The 18,883-nt window shown below is 65.4% G+C and carries 16 protein-coding genes and 1 pseudogene; 13 read left to right on the plus strand and 4 right to left on the minus strand.

All coding sequences use genetic code 11. From position 1 onward, the window contains the following. Positions 1-44 precede the first annotated feature (44 nt). Entirely contained in the window at positions 45-1,025 is a 981-nt protein-coding gene (locus C446_RS12565; RefSeq protein ID WP_006673488.1) for an isocitrate/isopropylmalate dehydrogenase family protein, read from the plus strand. A gap of 56 nt (positions 1,026-1,081) precedes the next feature. Then, positions 1,082-2,155, plus strand: a complete 1,074-nt coding sequence (locus C446_RS12570) for an alpha/beta hydrolase (protein WP_006673489.1) — start codon at positions 1,082-1,084, stop codon at positions 2,153-2,155. A gap of 35 nt (positions 2,156-2,190) precedes the next feature. Here C446_RS12570 and dph5 read toward each other — a convergent pair whose 3' ends face one another. Continuing rightward, the gene (dph5, locus tag C446_RS12575; RefSeq protein ID WP_006673490.1) at positions 2,191-2,979 is read right to left on the minus strand and encodes a diphthine synthase; all 789 of its coding nucleotides are present in this window, start codon (positions 2,977-2,979) and stop codon (positions 2,191-2,193) included. A 204-nt stretch (positions 2,980-3,183) separates the two neighbouring features. Here dph5 and C446_RS12580 point away from each other — a divergent pair, with 204 nt between their 5' ends. From C446_RS12580 to C446_RS20475, 7 genes and pseudogenes are all read left to right on the plus strand, one after another. Then, a complete protein-coding gene (locus tag C446_RS12580; protein ID WP_006673491.1) occupies positions 3,184-3,870 on the plus strand; it encodes a metal-dependent transcriptional regulator in 687 nt (228 codons plus the stop codon). Between the two features lie 166 nt (positions 3,871-4,036). Next, complete coding sequence (locus C446_RS12585; RefSeq protein ID WP_006673492.1) at positions 4,037-4,969, plus strand: ZIP family metal transporter; 933 nt, start codon at positions 4,037-4,039, stop codon at positions 4,967-4,969. Between the two features lie 254 nt (positions 4,970-5,223). Next, on the plus strand, positions 5,224-5,556 hold the full coding sequence (locus tag C446_RS12590) for a hypothetical protein (protein WP_006673493.1): 333 nt from the start codon (positions 5,224-5,226) through the stop codon (positions 5,554-5,556). Then, complete coding sequence (mutL, locus tag C446_RS12595) at positions 5,553-7,907, plus strand: DNA mismatch repair endonuclease MutL (protein WP_006673494.1); 2,355 nt, start codon at positions 5,553-5,555, stop codon at positions 7,905-7,907. The genes C446_RS12590 and mutL overlap by 4 nt, the downstream gene beginning before the upstream one ends. Before the next feature lie 325 nt (positions 7,908-8,232). Further along, entirely contained in the window at positions 8,233-9,360 is a 1,128-nt protein-coding gene (gene rtcA, locus C446_RS12600) for an RNA 3'-terminal phosphate cyclase (protein WP_049920215.1), read from the plus strand. A 216-nt stretch (positions 9,361-9,576) separates the two neighbouring features. Continuing rightward, the gene (gene kdgK1 / locus C446_RS12605; RefSeq protein WP_006673496.1) at positions 9,577-10,536 is read left to right on the plus strand and encodes a bifunctional 2-dehydro-3-deoxygluconokinase/2-dehydro-3-deoxygalactonokinase; all 960 of its coding nucleotides are present in this window, start codon (positions 9,577-9,579) and stop codon (positions 10,534-10,536) included. 137 nt (positions 10,537-10,673) lie between these two features. Continuing rightward, positions 10,674-12,102, plus strand: a pseudogene (locus tag C446_RS20475) (dihydrolipoyl dehydrogenase family protein). A 144-nt stretch (positions 12,103-12,246) separates the two neighbouring features. Here the strand turns inward: C446_RS20475 and C446_RS12615 are convergent. Beyond that, the gene (locus C446_RS12615) at positions 12,247-12,984 is read right to left on the minus strand and encodes a helix-turn-helix domain-containing protein (protein WP_006673498.1); all 738 of its coding nucleotides are present in this window, start codon (positions 12,982-12,984) and stop codon (positions 12,247-12,249) included. Positions 12,985-13,180: 196 nt separating this feature from the next. Between C446_RS12615 and C446_RS19350 the strand changes: the two genes are divergently transcribed. Together C446_RS19350 and C446_RS12620 are read left to right on the plus strand one after the other, a co-directional pair. After that, a complete protein-coding gene (locus C446_RS19350) occupies positions 13,181-13,348 on the plus strand; it encodes a DUF7560 family zinc ribbon protein (protein WP_169331366.1) in 168 nt (55 codons plus the stop codon). Positions 13,349-13,642: 294 nt separating this feature from the next. Continuing rightward, positions 13,643-14,206, plus strand: a complete 564-nt coding sequence (locus C446_RS12620; RefSeq protein WP_006673499.1) for a GNAT family N-acetyltransferase — start codon at positions 13,643-13,645, stop codon at positions 14,204-14,206. Between the two features lie 321 nt (positions 14,207-14,527). Here the strand turns inward: C446_RS12620 and C446_RS12625 are convergent, their stop codons facing one another. Further along, positions 14,528-15,829 carry an RNB domain-containing ribonuclease gene (locus tag C446_RS12625; RefSeq protein ID WP_006673500.1) on the minus strand — a complete coding sequence of 434 codons (1,302 nt, stop codon included), beginning with the start codon at positions 15,827-15,829 and terminating at the stop codon, positions 14,528-14,530. Between the two features lie 113 nt (positions 15,830-15,942). Here C446_RS12625 and C446_RS12630 point away from each other — a divergent pair, with 113 nt between their 5' ends. Both C446_RS12630 and C446_RS12635 read left to right on the plus strand, forming a co-directional pair. Further along, entirely contained in the window at positions 15,943-16,863 is a 921-nt protein-coding gene (locus tag C446_RS12630; RefSeq protein WP_006673501.1) for an ABC transporter ATP-binding protein, read from the plus strand. Continuing rightward, a complete protein-coding gene (locus C446_RS12635; protein WP_006673502.1) occupies positions 16,860-17,675 on the plus strand; it encodes an ABC transporter permease subunit in 816 nt (271 codons plus the stop codon). Before C446_RS12630 ends, C446_RS12635 begins: the two co-directional genes overlap by 4 nt. Positions 17,676-18,326: 651 nt before the next feature. Here the strand turns inward: C446_RS12635 and C446_RS12640 are convergent. Beyond that, complete coding sequence (locus C446_RS12640; protein WP_006673503.1) at positions 18,327-18,629, minus strand: DUF7562 family protein; 303 nt, start codon at positions 18,627-18,629, stop codon at positions 18,327-18,329. Between the last annotated feature and the right edge of the window lie 254 nt (positions 18,630-18,883).

An 18,883-nucleotide genomic window follows, 5' to 3' on the forward strand; every position in this document is an offset into this window, starting at 1 on the left:
ACGCGACCGATACCCTCTTTTCGCCGCCGGATCGATGGGTGGGTATGACTCACGATATTGCCGTCATCCCGGGCGACGGGATCGGCACGGAGGTGACGCCGGCGGCCGTCGAGGTCCTCGAGGCCCTCGAGATCGACTTCGAGTTTCACGAGGCCGACGCAGGCGACGCAGTGAAAGCGGAGACGGGCGAGGCCCTTCCCGAGGAAACCGACGACCTCGCGGCCTCGGCCGACGCGACGCTGTTCGGCGCGGCCGGCGACACCGCCGCCGACGTGATCCTCCCGTTGCGGGAGGCCGTCGACTCGTTCGTCAACGTCCGCCCAGCGACGGCGTACCCGGGGATCGACGCCGTTCGTCCCGAAACGGACCTGGTCTTTCTGCGGGAGAACACGGAGGGCGTCTACGCAGGCCACGAGGACCGGCTGAGCGAGGACGTGTCGACGCTGACGCGAGTGGTCACCGAATCCGCGTCCCGTCGACTCGCCGAGTTCGCCTGCGACTACGTCGAGGACGGTGCCCACGACGGCTTCACGATCGTTCACAAGGCCAACGTGATGCGGGAGACCGACGGCCGCTTCCGTGACACCGTCGCCGAGGTTGCGGACGAACGCGGCGTCGCAACCGACGAGGTACTGATGGACGCGTTCGCGACGCGGGTCTGTCTCGACCCCGAACAGTTCGACGTAGTCGTCTGTCCGAACCTCGCGGGCGACGTGCTCTCGGACCTCGCAGCGGGACTGGTCGGCGGACTCGGCCTGCTACCGTCGGCCAACGTCGGCCCCGAACGCGGCCTGTTCGAACCCGTCCACGGCACCGCACCCGACATCGCCGGTGAAGGTATCGCAAACCCCGCCGCGACGATTCTCTCCGCTGCGATGCTGGTCGAGTTCCTCGGCTACGACGAGGCTGGCGCTGCCGTCCGCGAGGCCGTCGAAGCGACGCTCGAGGAGGGGCCGCGAACGCCGGACCTGGGCGGTGACGCCTCCACGGACGAGGTGACGGCGGCGATCGTCGACCGACTGTAGGGTAGCGGGTTCCAGTCGGCACGAACGTTATCAGGGGGGCCGTGGTATCGCCGGCCATGACTCGAGACGACACCCTCGCCGGCGTCCAGTCCCGTACCATCGAGACCGACCGCCTCGAGACCCACGTCCTCGAGTCGGGCAGTCACGACGGCGATGGCGAGACGGTGATCTTCGTTCACGGCAACGTCTCTTCTTCGCGGTTCTTCGAGGACGTGATGGCCGACTTGCCGACGCGTCAGTACGCGGTCGCGCCGGATCTGCGGGGCTACGGCGACACGGAGACGAAGCCGGTCGACGCGACGAACGGACTGGGCGACTTCGCGAACGACCTACGGGCACTGCTCACCGAACTGGACCTCGAGACGCCCGTAACGCTGGTCGGCTGGTCGAACGGCGGCGGCGTCGCGATGCGGTACGCGATCGACGATCCCGACGCGGTTCGACAGCTCGTGCTCGTCAATCCCCTCTCGCCGTACGGGTTCGGCGGGACGAAGGACCTCGAGGGGACGCCGTGCTTCGACGATTACGCCGGCTCTGGCGGGGGGATCGGCAACGACGCGTTCGTGTCTGGGCTGGAAGACCGTGACCGAGGCGAGGAGGGTGAGGCCAGCCCGCGGAAGATCCTCCGGACGTACTACGTCGATCCGACCCACGAGTTCGACGAAGAGCGCGAGGAGTCGTATCTGACGGGGATGCTCGATACGACGACGGGCGACGGGAACTACCCCGGTTCGGCCGTCGATAGCGACAACTGGCCTGGCGTCGCCCCGGGTGAGACGGGCGTGAACAACGCCATCTCGCCGAAGTACTGCGAACTCTCGGAAATCACGGCGATCGATGGCGACGCGAAACCGCCCGTTCTCTGGATTCGGGGTGACTCCGATCAGATCGTCTCCAACGAATCGCTGTTCGACCTCGGGACGCTCGGCAAGATGGGCGAACTGCCGGGCTGGCCCGGCGAGGACGCGTTCCCGCCCCAGCCGATGGTCGACCAGACCCGGGCAGTGCTCGAGGCGTACGAAGACGACGGCGGCGAGTTCGAGGAGGTCGGCTTCGGAAACACTGGGCACGCACCTCACGTCGAGGTACCAAGCGACTTCGTGCGGGAACTCGAGTCGGTGTTGCGGTAAGTGGCGGTCGGTACCAGCGGCCTGCCGTTTCGGCGTCAGGCGACCTCGAGTGCTGTCCGATCCGCGCCGGCGAGTTCGACCAGGGCGTCGGCCTCGAGCGGGTGACAGTCCCCGGGGACGACGAGCAGGTGCAGCGGATTGCCGAACTCCCGGCCGGCGAGTTCGGTCATCGTCCCGGCCTCGATTCGCGGATCGGGGCTGCCCGCGCGAGCGACGACGACGCCCACCAGCTCGGGGTACTCCTCGGCCAGCAGCTCCGCCCCGATGTCTGCGGTCATGTACTCGTCGTCGTCGGTCAGTTCGTGTCCAACCTTGATATCGAGGTAGACGACCGTGTGCAGCCCGTCCGCGCGGTTCGCTTCGAGTGTCTCCGTCACGCTACTGGGGAGGCCGTCGGCCCCGTGGGCGTAGGGGAACGGAAGGGTCGTCGCCTTGCCGAACCGGTAGTTCTGCAGGCCAGTCAGCGAACTGGCCGCCGTCTGGGCGGTGATGCCGTGGATCACCCGCGTCTCGATCCCGCGGTCGTGGGCCCGCAGCCGGAGGTCGACGTGTGTCGTCGAGATCATCGTATCGCCCGCCGTAAGGAAGGCGACATCCTCGTTCTCGGCCGCCTCGAGCATCTCGTCGGGCTCCTGTTCGACGCCCGCGCGGTCCCGGACCTCGATCTCGCAGTCGTGGTGGGCCTCGAGGTCCTCGATCGTTGTCCCGATCAGCGTACTGGTGTAGAACTCGGCGTAGACCCGGTCGGCGTTTCGCAGGGCTTCCCGGCCTTCGACGGTGATCGATCGCTCGTCGTAGAGCCCGAGACCGATGAACGTGAGCATACTCCTCGTACTCGCAGGCGGCGGGTCAAGGTTTCGAGTCACCGGTGGCCGTGCCCGTGGTCGTTCCCTCGAGCCCGACAGTACGACGAGACGAGCACAGTTTCCTGCTCGAGGTGTGTTTCGCCCAGGCCATAGTATTAGATGGGGCTAATAATACAATTCAACTGAGCAAATTTATTGTAGCCCGTCGAAAAACACCCGTCGATGGATCTCAGTCCGATCGCGGAGGACTACCTCACGGTCATCTACCACCTCGAGAACGAACACGAACGACCCGTTCGAACGGCCGAGATCGGCGACGAAATCGGCGTGACGGCACCGTCGGTAACGAGCATGCTCGACAACCTGGATGAAGAGGGGCTGGTCGACTACACGCCCTACGAGGGCGTCGAGCTGACCGAAGAAGGGGAGCTGGTCGTCCGTCGGCTGATCAGGAATCACCGACTGCTCGAGACGTTCCTGACCGACCACCTCGGCTACGACTGGACCGACGTCCACGAGGAGGCAGACCGACTCGAGCACTACGTCAGCGACGAGTTGGCACGCCGGCTCTCGGCGTTTCTGGGGGACCCGGCAACCGATTCCCACGGCGATCCGATCCCGAACGCGGATCTGACGATGCCCGAGGAAACACCGTATACGCCGTTGTCCGAGCGTGAGGTTGGCGAGACAGTCGTCATCGAGCAGGTACCCCACCGGGACCCCGACGTTCGGGAGTTCCTCTCGGACGCCGGCATCGGACCCGGTACCAACGTAACGATCGACGACGTGCCGCCGGTCGATCTGCTCACCGTCGAACTCACGTCCGAGACTCGTACGGTAACGTTACCGGTCCGCGTTGCACGGCGTATTGGTACGCGATCCATAGAGAATCGAAGTGTATTAGACTAGTCTAACTAACTCATTCCACCAAGCAAAGTTCAAATATCCCTTCTCGAAATCGGTGGGTGATGAGAGATAGCTTGGCCAGTGGACACGTGTCGTCCACGACTACGATCGTATCGACGGTATCGCCGACGACGGAGTCACAGTCACAGTTGTCTTGGGGTGAGAACAGATGAACGATCGGGGCTCGGTCCCGCGACCGATTCTGGCGATTGCTCCAGTCGTCGTACTCGCCATCGTCGCGGGGCTGTTGTACTTCACCTCCCCCTTCGGAGATTTCGAGGGGATGGCGGAGGCATCGACGGCGGATGTGATGTGGATGATGACCATCATCGGGCTCCTCGCCGGAGTGATGCCGGTTATGATCGGGATGTTGTGGTTCCCGTTCATCAAATCGCTCGATAGCCTGTGGGTACACGCGATGCTCGCGTTGTCGGCAGGTATCCTGGCGTTTATCGGCATCGAGATGGTCGAAGAGATGGTCGAGAGCGGTGAGGCGATGGCTGAGGCCGGAGCCAGCACGCAAGAACTCTCCATCGCAGGTATCGCTGGAGTCGTCACTGTCGTTGGGACGTTCTACCTGATGAAGATATTCAGCCAGTGGCGCTTGAACGCCGCGTTGGGTGAGACGAACGTCGGTCTCAAGGTAGGCTACATGATCGCGATCGGCCTCGGTCTCCACAGCGTCGGCGAGGGGCTGGCGATCGGGACCTCGTTTGCCACCGGGGCGTACTCGGCCGTGACCATCCTCATCATCGGCTTCGTCCTCCACAACATCACCGAAGGGCTGTCGATCGTCGCTGCTCTCGCCCGTGACGCCGCCCGCCCGCCGCTGTATCACTTCGCCGCCGTCGGTCTCCTCGCAGGCGGCCCGCTGGTGTTCGGCAGCTGGCTCGGGGTCTTTGCGTTCTCCCCGTTGATCGCAATCGTCTTCCTCGGGATCGGTGTCGGTGCCATCGTCGAAGTCATCTGGGAAGTCACGGAACTCGTCCGTTTCGACGCGGAGACGGTCGTCGGATGGACGACTGGCGTCCCCTTCGTCGGTGGCATCGTACTAATGTTCCTCCTCGAGGAGGTGCTCGTCGAGGGGATACTGCTCGGCTGAGGCGTTCCGGGAACGCGCCGTTGCAACCGTCACACCAACAATCCGATTATCGATAATCAAGCGTGTGATCGGGGAAAGCGACGAGGCTACCGGTGACGGACGGTCGAGAGAGATCGGCCGTCTAACCGCTTCGCCGGGCCGGCAGAAAGCGAGCGACGACGCTGGACCGATCGCAGGTTTCGGCAAGTGCTTCCACGAACTGGCGGAGCCGTGGGAGTAGATACGCTTTTGCGACTCCCCGAAAACCATCGGATATGAACTTTCGCCTTCGACGGGCGCTCGCGGGGATCACGTGTCCGCTCGTGACGCCGTTCGACGTGGACGGGGAAGTCGACGAGACCCTGACCCCCCTGTCAGACCTGGGCGATCACCCGTTGGCGGGCGGGACCAAGCGGAGAACGCCACTCCGGTCGGCCGTCTCGGAACCGGTCGAGGCTTGCGGCGAAGACGTGTTTACACCGGAGACCAACGCAGCGGTCGCCTACCCAGACGTGGGTTCCGACGACGCCGTTCGGCGGCCGCTGGTCGAGGTGCCCCAGAACCGCTCGCGAATCGAAGCCGCCGTGGTCCCACTTCTCGAGACATGACCGGCGAATCTGATGCTTCCGCGGGCGATACGGAACGGTCGTCCAACGACGGGGACGCCAGTACCGACACCGAAATCCACCGACTCGATGAGGACACTGTCGCCCGGATCGCCGCCGGCGAAGTCGTTGAGCGGCCCGCCAGCGCAGTGAAAGAACTCGTCGAGAACAGCCTGGACGCCGACGCCTCGCGGGTCGACGTTACCGTCGAGGAAGGCGGCACCGAACTGATCAGGGTCGCCGACGACGGCAGCGGGATGACCGAAGCCGACCTGCGGGCCGCGGTCCGCCAGCACACGACGAGCAAGATCGAGGACCTCACGGACCTCGAGTCCGGAGTCTCGACGCTCGGCTTCCGGGGCGAGGCCTTGCACACCATCGGGTCGGTCTCGCGGCTGACGCTTCGCTCGAGGCCGCGGGACGGGAGCGAAGCGGGCACGGAACTCGTTTACGAAGGCGGCGACGTCGCCTCTGTCGAACCGGCGGGCTGTCCCGAGGGGACCGTCGTCGAGGTCGCAGACCTCTTTTACAACACGCCCGCTCGCCGGAAGTTCCTCAAGACCACGGCGACCGAGTTCGCCCACGTCAACCGCGTCGTCACGAGGTACGCACTGGCGAACCCGGACGTGGCGGTCTCGCTGACCCACGACGGCCGCGAGGTGTTCGCCACGACCGGCCAGGGCGACCTCCAGGCCGCGGTGCTGTCGGTCTACGGTCGCGAGGTCGCGTCCGCGATGATCCCGGTCGGGGCCGACGGAGACGATCTGCCGCCAGGGCCGGTCGACGCGATTTCGGGGCTCGTGAGTCATCCGGAGACGAACCGCTCGAGTCGCGAATATCTCGCTACCTACGTCAACGACCGGGCGGTGACCGCCGACGCGATCCGCGAAGGGATCATGGGAGCCTACGGCACGCAGTTGGGGAGCGACCGCTACCCGTTCGTGACCCTCTTCCTCGAGGTGCCCGGCGACGCCGTGGACGTGAACGTCCACCCGCGCAAGCGGGAGGTACGGTTCGACGACGACGATGCCGTCCGCCGGCAGGTCGACGCCGCGGTGGAATCGGCGCTGCTCGAACACGGGCTCTTGCGGTCGCGAGCGCCCCGCGGCCGCTCAGCGCCCGGCGAGGCACGCGTCGAGCCGGATCGGACCCCATCGTCGGCGAAGCGAGCGCGAGACGGAGATTCCTCGAGACAGACGGGGATGGACGACGCCGCGGGCGACGAGGACGACAGCAGGGAGTCGAAATCCCACGGACGTTCGGGTGACGAGGGCGACTCGCCGACCGCCTCCGACGGCTCCGACGAGGGGAGCAACGCGTCTCTGTCGAGGGCGGATACGGATGCGGATACGGCCGAGCCGGAGCCCGAGGAAAACGCGGGTTCCGGAGCCGGAGGATCGACCACAGCGACTGGACCGACTCGAGGTGGCGGGGAAACGGATCGAAGTGGGGCCGAGGACAGTCCGGAACCGGAACCGGAACCGGAACCAGAACCAGAACTGGAATCCAGCTCCGAGACGGCTCCATCGACAGCAGCGTCGGCCAGCCCAGACGATCCTGCTCCTGGTGCCAAGCGGCGAACCACGACACTCGAGTCCGGGGATGGCGACGACGAGCCGGACCAGCAAGCGACAAGCGACGCTCACACTCGCGACCGCGAGTCCGACCGCAAGCGCAAGTTCGACGGGCCCACCGAACAGCGGACGCTCTCGGGCGACCGGGCCACCGGCGAGCGGACCGACTTCGACTCGCTGCCACCGCTGCGGGTTATGGGACAGCTGGACGATACGTATCTCGTCTGTGAGACGCCCGACGGGCTCGCGTTGATCGACCAGCACGCCGCCGACGAGCGGGTCAACTACGAGCGGCTGCGAGATGCCTTCGCCGACGACCCGCCCGCACAGGCGCTCGCCGATCCCGTCGAACTCGAGCTCACCGCCGCCGAAGCCGAGGCCTTCGCGGGCTATGCCGACGCCCTCGAGCGGCTGGGGTTCTACGCCGATCGGATCGACGGCCGAACGGTGGCCGTGACGACCGTTCCGGCCGTCCTCGAGGAGACACTCGAGCCCGAACACCTGCGTGACGTGCTCACCTCGTTCGTCGAGGGCGATCGGGAAGCGGGCGCGGAGACGGTCGACGAACTGGCCGATGAGTTCCTCGGGGACCTGGCCTGTTATCCTTCGGTGACCGGAAACACCTCGCTAACGGAGGGGTCGGTCGTCGACCTGCTCGCGACGTTAGACGACTGCGAGAACCCCTACTCCTGTCCACACGGACGGCCGGTGGTCGTCCAGTTCGACGAGCGGGAAATCGAGGATCGATTCGAGCGAGATTATCCCGGTCACGGTGACTGACGGCGCGACTCACGGCCCGCCTCCGGCGGTTTCGCCTTTACAGACTAGGAGAATGCCCCGGGGCTTGACCGCCGTCGCGGTCGTCGACGTGCGAGCGCCTGTGTTCTGTGGCCGGCGAGTCCAGTTGCACTGCGTTTCTCGTCGGTAAGTCGCGTTCGCGTTCGGTTGTGACCCGCCGAACGGTCGAAATTCGCGGACCCAGCGATCGCGATCGATCTCTCGGGACGGTAGCTGGAGCGGAAGCAGGGGGATGGGCCGTGGGCGAAAACGAGACCGGGACACGAACGACGGTACGGCTACGACCCTCGAGTCCGTACGTCCGCCCGTGACTCCGACGTACGAACTCGATGGGAACGACGCGGGCGGCCAGTTCGTCCGAACAGCGCTCACTCTCTCGGTCCTCGAGAACGAGCCGATCCGGATCGAGAACGTCCGCGGGAATCGACCGACGCCCGGACTCCGTCACCAGCACCTCGCGGTCCTCGAGACGATGGTCGAACTCTGTGACGCTGACGCGACGGGAGTCGAGCTGGGGGCAGAGACGATCGAGTTCGATCCGGGACTCGAGGCGGGGAGTGGAACCGACGGGGCGGCTGAGACCGACACGCCCCGACTCGAGGGCGGCAGGTACGAGGTCGACATCGGGACCGCCGGCAGCGTGACGCTGCTTTTCGACGCCGTATTGCCGCTTGCTGGCGTGCTCGAGTCGCCGCTTCGGATAACTGTGACCGGCGGTACCGACGTGAAGTGGTCGCCCCCTATAGATTACGTTCGGCACGTGAAACTCCCGCTGCTCCGTCAGTTCGGGCTCGTCGCCGACTGCGAGGTCGATCGCCGCGGGTTCTATCCCGACGGCGGCGGCGAGGTCACCCTCCGGCTCGCACCCTCGGCGATCGAACCCGTCGAACTCGACGAGCGTGGCGACCCTGAGACGGTACGGCTCTACTCGACCGAGTCCGAGTCGCTGAGCGAGCAGGACGTCGCCCACCGACAGGCCGAAGGCGCGCTCGAGCGCCTCGAGTGGCACGGCGACCTCGAGCGCCGGGAAACGACGGCGGAAAGCCCCTCGCCGGGATCGGCACTGGTGATCCGCGTCGATCACGCAGTGAGCGACGACGGGCAGCGGCGGCGAGCGGGACTCGCGGGGTTCAGTTCCCTCGGCGAACGAGGAACGCCGGCCGAACGCGTCGGCGAAGACGCCGCCGACGCCGCGAACCGCTTCCTCGAGGGAGCGGCACCCGTCGATCGACATATGGCCGACCAGTTGCTCGTCTACCTCGCGCTCGCCGGCGGACGAGTCCGGGTTCCAGCGATGACCGACCACGTCGAGAGCAGTCTCGATCTGCTCGAGACCGTCGGGATCGCCGCGACTCTCGAGGAAGAGAACGGTGACGGAACCGAGGGGCCGACGACCGTCGCCGTCGACTCGAGCGAGACGCTTCTCGAACGGTGAGGTTGCAATCGTGGCGGCCGGTCGGGACCGTGCTCGAGCACACGGCTGGCGATTCCGACGAGTCGGCGGCCAAAATGGCGAAGCTCCGTCGTGAGACCGGCAGTGCTCCTCAGCCGGGGAGACGAGCCACGGCAGCAACAGTGATCTTATACCCCGGCCAACCGTTTGTCGACGTATGACGACACTCCGACGCCGAGACCGACGGAGGGATCGGCCGTGAGCGACGACGAACTCGTCACGTTCGGCGAAACCATGCTCCGGCTCTCCCCACCGGACCAGGAACGCCTCGAGGACACGCGCGAACTCGAGGTCCGTGCCGGTGGGGCCGAGAGCAACGTCGCGATCGCGGCAAAGCGACTCGGCACCTCCGCGACCTGGATGTCGAAGGTACCCGAGACGCCGCTCGGGCGGCGCGCGGTCGGCGAACTCCGCGAGCACGGTATCGACACCGACGTCGTCTGGAGCCACCGCGGTCGTCAGGGCACTTACTACCTCGAGCGGGCCGGGGAACCCCGCGGGACAAACGTCATCTACGACCGGGAGAACACCGCCGTCTCGACCGCGAAAGCACGGGAACTGGACCTCGAGCGGGTCAAAAACGCCACGGTCTTTTTCACGACTGGGATCACGCCCGCACTCTCGTCGACGCTGCGGGATACGACCGCGAGCCTGCTGAAGGCAGCCCGTGAGGGCGGGACGACGACCGCAGTCGACTTCAACTACCGGCGAAAGCTCTGGTCTCCCGACGAGGCCAAAGAGACGATGACCCAGCTTTTCCCGGGTATCGACGTGCTCGTGATCGCCGCGCGGGACGCCCGGACGGTCCTCGGGTTCGAGGGTGATCCCCGGCAGTTGGCCCACAAACTGGGGTCGCAGTACGATTTCGAGACCGTCGTCGTCACCCGTGGCTCCGAGGGCGCGATCGGCTGGCACGACAGCGTCGTCCACGAACAGCCGGCCTACGACACCGACACCGTCTCCCGAATCGGGACCGGCGATGCCTTCACCGGCGCGTTCATCGCCCGCCGACTCGACGGTGACGATGTCCCGACCGCCCTCGAGTACGCGGCCGCGACGGCAGCGCTGAAGCGGACGATTCCCGGCGACGTAGCGCTCGTCAGCGAAGAAGAGGTCGAAGCCGTCGTTCGCGAAGGCGGTGAGGCCGTGTCACGGTAGCTGGTAATCTCCACCGATCGCGACTGCACACGACCCAGCGAAAACCGACCCCGGACGGCCCCACGTTCGGATCGGAGCCGCGTCGATCAGTCACACCCGCGGGTAGTCTTTTCACGGACCGCGAACGTACTGTGTCCATGGTACACGTAGCTATTCGTCGGCGGGTACGGCAGCGCCGGCGTCGCGGTCGCCGACGAACTTCTCTCACGCGTCGACGAAAGCGCCGACCTCGAGTTGCACCTGACCCTGATCGACGACGGCGATCCCGGCGGCGGGCTCTGTATCCTGCGTGGCTGCATGCCCTCCAAGGAAGTACTCTCGGCCGGGCAACACCGGTACCAGGCTCGCCAGGATGACCGCCTCGAGGGCGTTCCCGACCCCGATCCCGAAGCGGTCGTCGCCCGAAAAGACGACCACATCTCGGGGTTCGCCCAGCACCGTCGCGATCACGTCCACGAGCTGGCAACGCACGAGAACGTCGAATTCGTCGACGACACTGCCCGGTTCGTCGACGACCGGGTGCTCGAACTCGACGCGTCGGGGCGGCGACTCGAGCCCGACTACGTCGTGATCGCGACGGGGTCGACGCTGAACGTCCCCGATCTTCCCGGAATCGACGAGGTGCCGTTCGACTCGAGTGCGGACGTACTGGACGCGACCGAGTTCCCGGAGTCGGGGATCGTCATGGGGTTTGGCTACATCGGGCTGGAACTCGCGCCGTACCTCAGCGAGGTCGGCGACGTCGATCTCACGGTGATCGAACACGACGACTACCCGCTCGACGAGATGGAACCCGAGTACGGCGAGACGATTCTCGAATGCTACCGCGAGGAGTTCGGGATCGAGGTGCTGACGAACACCGACGAGAAACACCTCGAGCGGACCGACGACGGCAGTGTCCGGCTGTCCGCCGAGCAGGAGGGCAAGGAACGAACGATCGAGGCGGAACGGCTCTACTGTTTCACCGGTCGGCGTCCGGCCCTCGACGGGCTGGGACTCGAGCACACCCGACTCGAGGCCGGCGAGAACTGGGTCGAGCCGACGATGCAGGCCGCAGACGACGGACGTGTGTTCGTCACCGGCGACGCGAACGGGCGAGAGCCGATCCTCCACGTCGCGAAAGAGCAGGGCTTCGCAGCCGCCGAAAACATACTCGCCCACCATCGCGGCGAGGAACTCGAGCCCTACACCAACGTCCCCCACCACGTGATCTTCTCGGGGCTCGGAGTCTATCCGTTCGCCCGGATCGGCCACACGCCCGCGACCGTCGCCGAGTCGGGGATGGACGCGATCGTCGTCTCCCGCGAGGCGTCGGACGACGGGGTCTTCAAGACGAAAGACCACCCCGAAGGGCGAGCGACGATCGTGGTCAACGCCGATGACGGCTCCGTGCTGGGCTACCAGGGGCTGCACCTTCACGCCGACGTGATGGCCAAGACGATGCAACTGGCCGTCGAGATGAAACTGGACGTTCGCGAAATTCCGGATCGGGCCTACCACCCGACGACCCCCGAAATCATCGACGGACTCGTTCGGGACGCCCGTGCCGAACTCGAGCGGCGGTAGGGGGAGAGGGGAGGGGGTCTCGGCTCGGAGCACGATCGAGCCGGGAACCGGCAGCGGTCACTCATACGGTTCGCTATCAGTCATTTTCGGCGCGACCGCGAGCCCTCCTGCGGTCGCGCCGGTACATCGGTACAGCATTCCGTATCAGTGCTCGCCGACGATCGGTGGGAGGAGCTTCCGCTGGGCGGCTGCGAGGTGCTCCGCGAACGTCGCCCGATTGATACCGAGTTCGTCCGCAACGTCGCCCGCGTTCGCGCCCTTCGGATGCTCGAAGTAGTCCATCTCGATGGCCGTCTCGAGCACCTCGATCTGCCGGTCGGTGAGCGTGTCGCGGTCGACGTGGACGAGTGTCGCGTCGCTCGGATCGGTCTCCGAGCGGACGATCCGCTCGACCGACATCCCTCCAAACCGTGCGCGGAGTCGCTCGAGGATCGGACGGATCGCAGCCATCTCGGGGACGTGGAACGCGACGAACAGCGTGCCGTCTCGTACGTCGGCGTCCGCAACCGGGTAGCCGAACCCCTCGACGACTTCGCACGGACAGGTCCGATCCCGATCGCGTTCGAATCGGTACACCGCACGGGATTCATCGGCGAACACGGACTGGATCGGTACTGACGGTTCCGCCGAGTCCGGGTCCAAGTCCAAGTCCGGGTCCGAGTCCGAGTCCGAGCCCGAGCCCGAGTCCGTGCCCGAAGTCGGTAGCGATGCCGACCCCTCGGCCGGCGACTCGAGGACGAACTCCTCGACGGCCCGGTCGGAGTTCGGCTCTTCCGTCCACGAGATCGAACCGGCCGCCGTGCCGACCGTCTCCGAGACGGTCGCGACAGGACACTCCTCGGGAGACTCGATGCGAACCTCGATCCGAACCCCGGAGTCCATACGGGGACGGTCCACACGTGGTGTCAAAACGCTAGCCCAAAACGTAGGCCGGCGTGACAGTCCGCTGTAACGAGACGCTGTCGCGGCCGCGGCCGGTCGAGCCGAACACATCTCGTAGACCGGCTCGCGGCCGGTTAATCCCCCACCGTATTGTGGCCCGGCTACCTTGCAAGTAGTCGGGATATAGTCGGCTGGGATGACCGAACCCGGCGTACCGCTGTACGAGTTCGCGTGTCCTGCCTGCGGGGAGCGGACGACCGTCGACGACGAGGTACTGGAGGCACTGCTCGCATCCGGTTGCGTGTTTTGCGAATCCCCAGTCTCGAGAAGCGACTTCGAGCGGGTCCACAGTACCCGGTCCTGATCACCGGCAGCCGATAGCGAATCGACCAGCGGCGTTTCGATGGCGTCGGCCGGTCGCGATTGCGATCCTCCGGGGTCGCCGTCCGACCGACGGAACGCGAGTTCGATCGCGGCAGGGTAGCCGACCGACCGCCCGTCGCTCGAGGGGATGTGAGTGGAGTGGAAACGAGGGCGAAGGGAGAAGGGGAATCGAACGCACGACCAGGCGTGCCACCCGGGGCAGAGACGGCGAATTTCGCTCCTCGTTGCCGTTGCTCCCCACCGCTTTTTCCGCCTCGATGACCTACGCTGGGCCGTGACTCGGACTGGAGCGGTTCGCCGGGCGACGACCGACGACGTCTGGGCCGTCCACCGAACGGCGCGGGAAAGCTGGCACGCCGCGTACGACGACCTGCTCGGCCCGGACCGCGTCGACGAGATCGTCGACGACTGGTACGCACTCGGCGATCTCGAGTCGTCGATCGCAGACGCCACCGGCCGTGAGGACGCGCTCTTTCTCGTCGTGACGGCTGGCGAACGACGAGCGGACGGACCCAAGGAGACGAAGGCGACGGGGGTCGACGACGCGGACGACTGTCTCGGCTTCGCTCACCTCGTCCCGTGGCCCGAGGACCGGACGGTCGGCTACCTCGCGCGGATCTACGTTACTCCCGACCACTGGGGGGAAGGGATCGGAACGACTCTCCTCGAGCACCTCGAGGACGAGATCGACGCCTTCGAGCGCTTTCGACTCGCCGTGCTCGCCGGCAACGACGTCGGCGTCTCGTTCTACGAATCGGCGGGCTTCCAGCGTGTCACGACGCGGGAGACTGACCTGGGCGACGGACTCGAGGAGTACGTGTACGAGAAACGGCTGTAAGAGAGAGTTGCCTCGTTGGAGGCGGGAGAGTTGTTTCGTTCTTTTTCTAACTATAAAATACGACAGTACGATAGCACGACGTGAACCGGCGGTACCTGTTACTTGACACTGAAGCTACGTTCGTCGCGACGGAGGTGGGTGTCTGCCAGCGGATGGACGACACGAAGGCGAGTCGTGCGCGGCCGAGGCGGCCGAACAGTACTTCTTGGCGCTTGCAGACGGCGACAGGGAGCACTGAGTCGGCTATCGAACGTCGGGAACGGCAGCCCGGATGGTAGCACGTAGAGACGATGACGCCGCGTCGAAAACGCTACTATCGGACTACAGCGTCTTCTCGGCCTCGTCGTCGTCCACGACTTCGATGCCGCGGTTGTTGACCGCCATCGGATCGAGCCCGACCTCCTCGAGGAACCCTTTGTACTCGCGTTCGCACTGCTCTGCGTCTTTCTGCTTGTCGCTCGCGCGGTCACACAGTTCCACGAGGTTCTCGGGGACGTCGTTCTGGTAGACGATCCAGTGGTTGATCAGGTCCGAGAGACGGCGGATGGGGCTGGTGAAGTGGCCGTAAATCTCGAAGTTCAGCGCGTGGTGGCCGCCGAACGGGTCGTTCATATACTTCGCGCGGGGCATCACCTTCATCACGGCCCACTGGATCTTGTCGAGTTGGCGGCCCGGAGCCTCCTCGAGGGTCGCGTTGACCGCCTTCCGGGGGTCGTCCCAGGTACTGCCGGGGATGGAGACGCCGTCTAAGTCCTGAATCTCCTGGAGGGCCTCGGACCACTCGTCCGGACTCGGCTGTGGGTGAACGCGGTACATCGCCTCGACGCCGCGGTCCCACATCAGCGTGTGCGTGACGGCCTTGTTCGCCTTCAGCATGCACTCCTCGATGATGGTGTGGGCACGGTCCCGCGCAGGATTGAGCACGAGCGAGCCGTCTTCCTTTCGCTGTTCGTGCATCCGGTCGGCCAGTTCGTGGACCAGCTTGTTCTCCTCGTGCAGCGGTGCGTCGGGGTCGTCCAGACGGTTCTCGGCCTGCGTGTAGGTGAGCCGTTCGTCGGACTGGATGACCGACTTGTAGATGTCGATGCTCTCGTAGCCCAGGGTCTCTTTGTCGAGGTGCATCTCGACCGTGTGAGCGAGTCGGTCCTCGTTGGGAACGAGCGAGCAGACGGTCTCCGCGAGCACCGGCGGGAGCATGTGGATCGTGTAGCCGGGCAGATAGACCGTGTTACTCCGTTCGACGGCCGAATCCCACATCGCGGTGTCGGGATTGACGTAGTGGGTCACGTCGGCGATGTGGACCCAGAGCACGTACTCGTCCTCGCGTTCTTCGATCGAGAGTGCGTCGTCGAAGTCCTGGGCGTCGATGGGGTCCGTCGTCCAGGTCGTCAGATCGCGGAGGTCCTCGCGTTCGTCGACCTCCTCCCGGATTTCGTTCTGGACATCGTCGGTTCGCTGTTCGGCCTCCTCGAGCACTTCCGGCGGGAACCCGTCCGGAATCTCGAACTTCTCGAACAGTTCCTCGCGTTTGTTCTCGAGATGGCGAGCGAGGTCCTCGGAGATTTCGACGGGGCCCTGACCTTCGGCGGTACCGGCTTCGGCCTGGGCGTCTGCATCGGTCATGGGGACGGGTACGGACGTGGGAGTGAAAGTCGTGTCGGGACGAGAAGCAGGGTCGTTTCCCAGCCCGAATGTAAGAGAAAAACACATATGCCCTCGGCGAACAGTCAGACGAGATGACCGCGATCGCCCTCCAGAACGTCGCCAAGCGGTACGGCGACGTTCGAGCCCTCCACGGAATCGATCTCGAGATCGAGCGTGGCGAGGTGTTCGGCTTCCTCGGTCCCAACGGCGCGGGGAAGTCGACGACCATCGACATCCTGTTGCACTACACCCATCCGACCGCGGGAACGGTCGAGGTCTTCGATCACGACGTGACCGAAACCCCCGTCGCCGTCCGGGAACGCGTCGGCATCCTCCCGGAAGGGTTCGCCCCGTTCGAGACGATGACCGGCCGCGAGCACCTCGAGTACGCGATCGAGGCAAACGACGCCGACGACGATCCGGACACACTCCTCGAGCGGGTCGGTCTCGACACCGAGGCAGCCGCTCGGCCCGCACGCGGGTACTCGAAGGGGATGGCACAGCGGCTCGCACTCGCGATGGCGCTGGTCGGCAAACCCGATCTGCTGATCCTGGACGAACCCTCCACGGGGCTTGACCCCCACGGGGTCCGTCGGATGCGTGAGATCGTCCGCGAGGAGCGTGATCGGGGCGCGACCGTCTTCTTCTCGAGTCACATCTTAGAGCAGGTCGAGGCGGTCGCCGACCGCGTTGCCATCCTCCGGGCGGGCGAGCTCGTCGCTGTCGATACGATCGACGGGCTCCGTGCGACCGGCGACGGCGGCGTCGATGCCGAACTCGCCGTCGACCTCGCGGACAGTCCCACCGAGGAGCTTCGAACGGCCGTCGCCGGCCTCGAGGGTGTGTCCGACGTAACGAAACGCAACGGCCACCTCGTCGTCGCCTGTCGGGACGACGCGAAGGTCGCCGTCCTCGACGAGATACGGGACGCCGGGGGGACGGTACGTACCTTTTCGACGGACGAGGCGTCGCTCGAGGATCTCTTCGTCGCCTACACGGGGGGGTCCCGATGAGCCGCGGCCGTGGATGGCGGCTGATCGCCCGCAAGGAGATCGGCGACGCTGTCCGGAACCGACAGCTGTACTCCAACGCCGCGATGTTCGCCCTCCTGTTTGGCTTCATGGCGTACATCTACGCGGACGCGGGCGGCTCTCCGCCGGCGGAGCTGGTCGGCTTCCTCTCGGCTCTCAGTATCGTCCTCGTGCCGGCCGTCGGGTTGATGATCGCGTACTCGGCGATCGTAAAGCGTCGATCGGACGGACAACTGACGCTTCTACTCGGGATGCCCCACGACCGCAGGGACGTGGTGATCGGCTCCTACCTCGGCCGTGCCGCCGTGTTGCTGGTCGCGCTGGTCGTCGGCGTCGCCGCCGCGGCACTCGTCGCCGTCCTCTTCGGTAGCGAGCTGAGTGCGGTCGCACTGTCCGGCTTCTTCCTCGCCACTGCGGCGCTTGGCGTCTCCTACGTGGCCATCGCGATCTGTCTCTCGGCACTGACCCGCGACCAGACGTGGGCCTCGATCGGCGCGTTCGTCGCGTTTTTGCTTTTCGTCCTCGCGTGGCGGTACGTCCCGACGGGGATCGCGTACGCCTTCAACGGCTTCGAGTTGCCCGCGGCGGAACCGTGGTGGTTCCCCTACGTCGAGGTACTCTCGCCCAGCGTGGCCTACGAACAACTGCTCGAGGTCGTCGCCGAGGTCGGCGGCTACGCCACTGGTGACGGCCTCGACCGGACGCTGTCGGCCGTCGCCGCGGCGTCGCTACTGGGGTGGTGTATCCTCGCCCCGGCGGTCGGCTACCTGCAGTTCGCGAGAAGTGATCTGTGACCGAGGCGGGCAGGTCTTCCCCCACCCCACCGCTCGGGAAACCCCGGCGTTCACGCCAGAGAGAACAGTATACGAAATCAAGGAGAATACCTGCGGCTTGAGCCCCAGGATGAATCCGACAATTCGGAACCAATCCACGTTCGACGCCTCAGTTCGGCTTTTCAATGCGNGGATGAATCCGACAATTCGGAACCAATCCACGTTCGACGCCTCAGTTCGGCTTTTCAATGCGTATTTTAAAGCCCTAAGAACCACCATACACCGGTACGGTCTGGTCGGAACGGAGCGGGTTCCGAACGACCGTCGGAGGCGGCCTTGCCGCCGCTCAATGAGACAATGTCCGAAACGGCGACGCGGTGAACACGAATCCTCGAAGGGTTCGTCCCTGTGCCCGCTGGCCTGAGCAAGCCCGACGATAACTCCGAGTCCAGCGACGTGTTCCCGGCTCCCGACTGGCAAAAACAACAGATGGGAGTCGCTGACGNCCACCGACCACGACGACTGAGTTAAACGAGTTCCCGTGAAGTGGCGGCGTCCGTGGTTGCAAACCTGACATTCCCACCGCTGAGCGGAATCGAAGCGTCCGCGATGCTCGGAAATCGTTGCTTTCCATCCGCTCGGGATTCCTCCCCGTGAACGCGGAGGAGGATGTCAATCCTGTTCTTCCTCGACCCGCCCGTATCGTTCCTCGACCGTCGTCAGGTACGCCGAGAGAAACGCCGTGCGATCGGTCTCGCCCGCCTCGAGTTCGACGAGTAACTCCTCGAGTTCGTCTCGGGGCTGGTGACAGAGATCGCCGTAACAGGACTTGCAGACGTGTTCGAACGTCTTGTCGGCCCGATCCCAGCGGTCGCCGTGTTTGTCGTACTCGCGGGCCTCGTCTCGGGCGATGTCGTCCCCACAGGCGAGGCAAGTGACCGTCTCGGTACGGTTCCGGGAGGACCACAGGGGCATAGTGTTTCCGACGGTGTGCTATTACTTAGCAATTGCCGCAGCTTTCGAAGGGCCGGACTGTCCGGTCGCGCGACCGGCACTCGAGGTGACGGGTCCCAGTTAATTGTCGGAAGAAGGTGTGGAACGGACAGTCACAGACGGGAAAAGCATGCTACAGGCCGAGTGATACGGATTGCTGTACTGGTTTCCAGTGCAACCGCTTCGGGTCGTGGGTGCACCGGAAATGACTTCCAGTAAACCGTACGAGTGGCTCC

It is taken from the genome of Halobiforma nitratireducens JCM 10879 (assembly GCF_000337895.1).
Classification (GTDB): Archaea; Halobacteriota; Halobacteria; order Halobacteriales; family Natrialbaceae; genus Natronobacterium; species Natronobacterium nitratireducens.